3 protein-coding genes and 1 pseudogene are annotated in these 3,909 nt (G+C 51.6%); all 4 read right to left on the reverse strand.

The window, feature by feature from the left end:
* Positions 1-2,138: hypothetical protein (locus tag ACO6V1_RS22775; RefSeq protein WP_422468767.1), on the reverse strand; the 2,138-nt coding region annotated here is incomplete at its 3' end.
* Positions 2,139-2,716: 578 nt separating this feature from the next.
* Positions 2,717-2,959: pseudogene (locus tag ACO6V1_RS22780) on the reverse strand (IS1 family transposase); the annotation flags it as partial.
* A 73-nt stretch (positions 2,960-3,032) separates the two neighbouring features.
* Complete coding sequence (locus tag ACO6V1_RS22785; RefSeq protein WP_422468769.1) at positions 3,033-3,266, reverse strand: IS1-like element transposase; 234 nt, start codon at positions 3,264-3,266, stop codon at positions 3,033-3,035.
* On the reverse strand, positions 3,247-3,909 hold a 663-nt coding region (locus ACO6V1_RS22790), incomplete at its 5' end, for a hypothetical protein (protein ID WP_422468771.1). The genes ACO6V1_RS22785 and ACO6V1_RS22790, both read right to left, overlap by 20 nt.

A 3,909-nucleotide genomic window follows, 5' to 3' on the forward strand; every position in this document is an offset into this window, starting at 1 on the left:
ACAGGCTTGCCGGAGAGATGGCTGTCCAGCTGGCGACGTTTGCGCGAGTCACCATGGCACTGCGGGATCTCCCCTTCCAGGAAAACCTCCGCATAGGCATCGGGCTCTTCGAATATATCGACAAAATCAGTGGGGAAACGCTCCCGGTTTTCCAGTCCCCCCAGATTGGCCAGGTACTCGGCTTTCTCAATCTGGACGAGCTGGTTGACAGCGTTCATATCGCCACTAGCCACCACTGCGGGCGGCAAGGTGAACTCATCATCGGCGACGGTGGTATTGCCGATGATCTGCAACAGGTGACGATCAACCTGTGGCGGGCGCAGATCATTATCGTCGTCATGGTTATCCAGATAGTTCGCCAGCCCCTGGAGAACGTCCCGGAACGTTGTGGACAACCCGAACGTGGCACTGAACAAACCATTGACCGTGGCAACCATGCCCTGGGCGTTAAATCCCTGGAAAACCGGCGACTCTGCCGCCTCCTCCAGGGGGAACCCGGTGGCTTTGATCATATTGAAACGGGCTGCACCGTACTGTGAATACATGTTCAGGAACTGGTTGACCAGATCATCGATCATGGCCTCCCGGGTGGGATTCTCGCCGCTCGTATTTGGCCCCATGGTCAGGCTATGAGAGGCATCATACCGAATACACCGATCGACCCGGATGAGGAGCCTCTCGAACGTGCTCATGAGTGCCCGTTCTATAGTCTGCAGGCCCTGAGCACAGCACACCAGTCGTTCCAGCGACCATTGCTGGTATATCCAGCCATTGTGGATGAGGGTGTTATCACTCTCCTCGATGTCCTGCACTGCCCGGGTATTGGCCCTCTCGATATTGCTGATGCGCTGGCTAAAGGCCTGGTAGGCCTGCGTGGCACGGTCGGCATACAGTTTCAGCAGTTTTTTCCCTGCTACAGTGATTCGGGGGGCCTGGTTTGCAGCCCGCTCCAGCAGTTCGCTCAGCGCCGAAGTGTCGGCCAGCCCCTGCTCCCTGGTCGGGCAGGGAAGCTGCTCGCCATACAATTGATTTTGCACATCAGTCGTATTGTCAAACACGTCTCTGAACATCGCGAAACGCTCATCCCTGAGTGGTCGCGTGTTACAGAAGTAGGCATCGCGCTCGGCCAGGATGATTTTATCGATCACCGCCACATCCCTGGGGTTCAGCATGGGTAGCGACAAGTTAAACTGATCGTTCCCTACCCGAACATTTCCCACTATCCTCTGCAATGCCGTATCAGGCTGCGGGGGGCGCATATCGTTGGCACCATCCCGGTGCCAGTGACCATCATGAGTCAGAGTGCTCTCAAGCGTCAGCAGCACCTTCCGGATGGGGTTTGACATCATCCTTCCCGATCTCCACGCCGATCTCACCAGCAACCCGGCAAGGGCCTCGACAATGGCCCCGGCATTGTACCCCCGGAAGCGATCATCCGCTGCCGCCTCGCCCCCGAATCCGGTGGCATTGACCATGTCATAACGGGCAGCGCTGTAGAGCCCATACAGGTTCCGGAACTGGTTGGCCAGATTATTGATGATTGGCGCTTCGGGCAAGAGCCTGATCGGTCCCGTATGGTTGGGTGACTCCTTCTTGTAGCTGAGGTACTGCTCCGCAGTACTGCTCATGTTAAGGAAGCTGTCCCGGAACTGCCTTTCCAGTGTCTCCAGCAAGTTGACGCAGCACACTTGTCGTTTTTGCGGCCAGGTAATTGAGTCTGAATCCACCGCTGGTATGGCTGCCATAATCTGCCGATTCTGCTGCTTTATGTCACCGGCCTGACGGTCATAACTGTCATAGATTGCCTTGGTCTGGTCGGAATACCCCTTCAGCAGTTTCCGCTGGGTCGGGGTGAAGTGCGGCGTATGAGAACCGGAAGGCAGCGGCGGCTGTCCAAGGTCCGCATACCGTTTCAACCGCTTTCTGTCCTGTGGACCAACCTGTTCCTGGAGGCTTTCAGTGCCTGGGGAGGAGGAGGTCGCAACCGGCTCGGCAGGCGTACTGGATACGGCCATATGCCGGGAGGTGTCGGTTTCAGCACCGTCGGTGGCAGACGGTGATGGGAGTGTTGCGGTGGAAGTGGTTTGTGCGGTAGACGACGAAGCTATTTTTAGCGATGTTGACGGTTCTTTCGTCATCTCTGATAAGCCTGCTGATGCCTCGGTGGTCTTAATCGACGAACTAATTTCCAGTGAGATCCGAGCCAAAGTGCTGGATGACGATGCCTGAGTGTCTGCCATTATTGCAGCAGTGCTTGAATGAATTGACTTTGTCCGACTAAACAAGTCTGAAGATCTGGCAGGCTGAATCAAATGGCTGGTTTGATCCTGGCTACTCAGTTTATTAAGGGTCGTCGTCCCTGTCTTTTTATTATTAGTCACCTGCCGTGAGTGAAACGCACTGGTTTTATCAGCACGATCAGGAACTTCTGTATCAGGAAAACCTGAATGGTGACTGGTTAGCTCAGATGGTTTAACCGAAACTTGAACATGCATGGCTTAATTAACCCGTCAGTTGACTTATATTCTTTCAGATTTAGTGGAAAAATATCTAACTTTATGTAGTTTGCAAATATTTGAGAGAAAAAAAGTATACAGTCCAAGGGTGACAAATAAGGATTGTTGATTATTGTCGTTTTTAGTATTTGAGCGGCTGATTAATATTCAACCCCATCTTGAGACACAACGAGATACAACTTTTCTGTTATTTCTGTTATTTAATTTGAACGGGTGGTTTGACAATTTCGATGCCACTGATCACGCCTTGCTCCATGTCGATGCAATATCAGGAAAACCTTAGTATCAAACAGTTTATCCAGCTTAAACTGGTTTAAAATTAGTACGACGATATCATGCATTCTCTCTAATTTTGAAAAACATATTGTCTTTCTGGCTAAACGCTTGATCCAGGTTATGAAATTCAAAATTTTACGCTCTATTTTTTGAGCATTTTTCTTTCCAACTAAATGCGATGCGTATTTTCATCGAGATGACGCTCACAGGCTTCCCAATCATCCGTATAAAATGCCAGGATTAACTTGGAATAAGCCTTTTTCTTTTTTTAAATGTATTTATTACTGTTTTTTTATTGATTCCCAAAACCCTGCTTGTATCTCTAATACCACTTCCATTAATTGCCATTTCGGCAACCTGTTTTTTAATACCAGGCTCGTAAGCTTTATAGCGATATTCAGGTATAAAGGCTTTGGTTCCACATTCATCATTACCACAACGTGGAATACCTTCGTTAAACCGCAGTCTGAACAAACTCCTCCACTTCGGTTTGCAGCCGCGCCGCTATTTCCGCCTGTCGTTGCCAGTCAGGTACTGCCTTGCCATTCAGTGACCCCAAACTGCCCAGCGCCACCTGGGTAATGATCTCTTCTTGCAGGTCACTATCCAGTGTGTGGTTGATAAAATACTGTGGCAACTGCTCGGCGACTTCCGCCTTTATGGTTTTATAAGCACTGAGCATATCGGTTATTGTGCCCTGGTCGTACTGGTGCTGCTGGAACACTGGCGGCTGTGCGCACTCTTCTGGCTGTGTGCACTCTGCTGCCTCCTGGCAGGATCGCTGGCTGGCATTGTCCCGGGTTGGCAGCAGGTCAACAATGTGTGCCACCAGTTGTTGTGCCTCGTCGTATTGCCTGGTCACCTTGCCAGCACTGACCATCGACATCAGCTTCAGGCGGTTCATGCCCTCTTCCTGGACCCCCATCTTGCTGTCGTACAGAGCGGTGAAGCGTTGCCAGGCACTCTGGCTGTCTCTGGGAGCCGGATCATCCCACTGGGGTTCCAGTCCAAAACAGTCGGGCATCGTCGTCAGTGACTGGATGGCCTGTTGCTGTTGCTGGTCCGACAGCGCGAAGAAGGATGCCCGGGCCGAACCATAATCACCGGCTTCCAGCTG

It is taken from the genome of Endozoicomonas sp. ALC013 (assembly GCF_049310205.1).
GTDB lineage: Bacteria > Pseudomonadota > Gammaproteobacteria > Pseudomonadales > Endozoicomonadaceae > Endozoicomonas.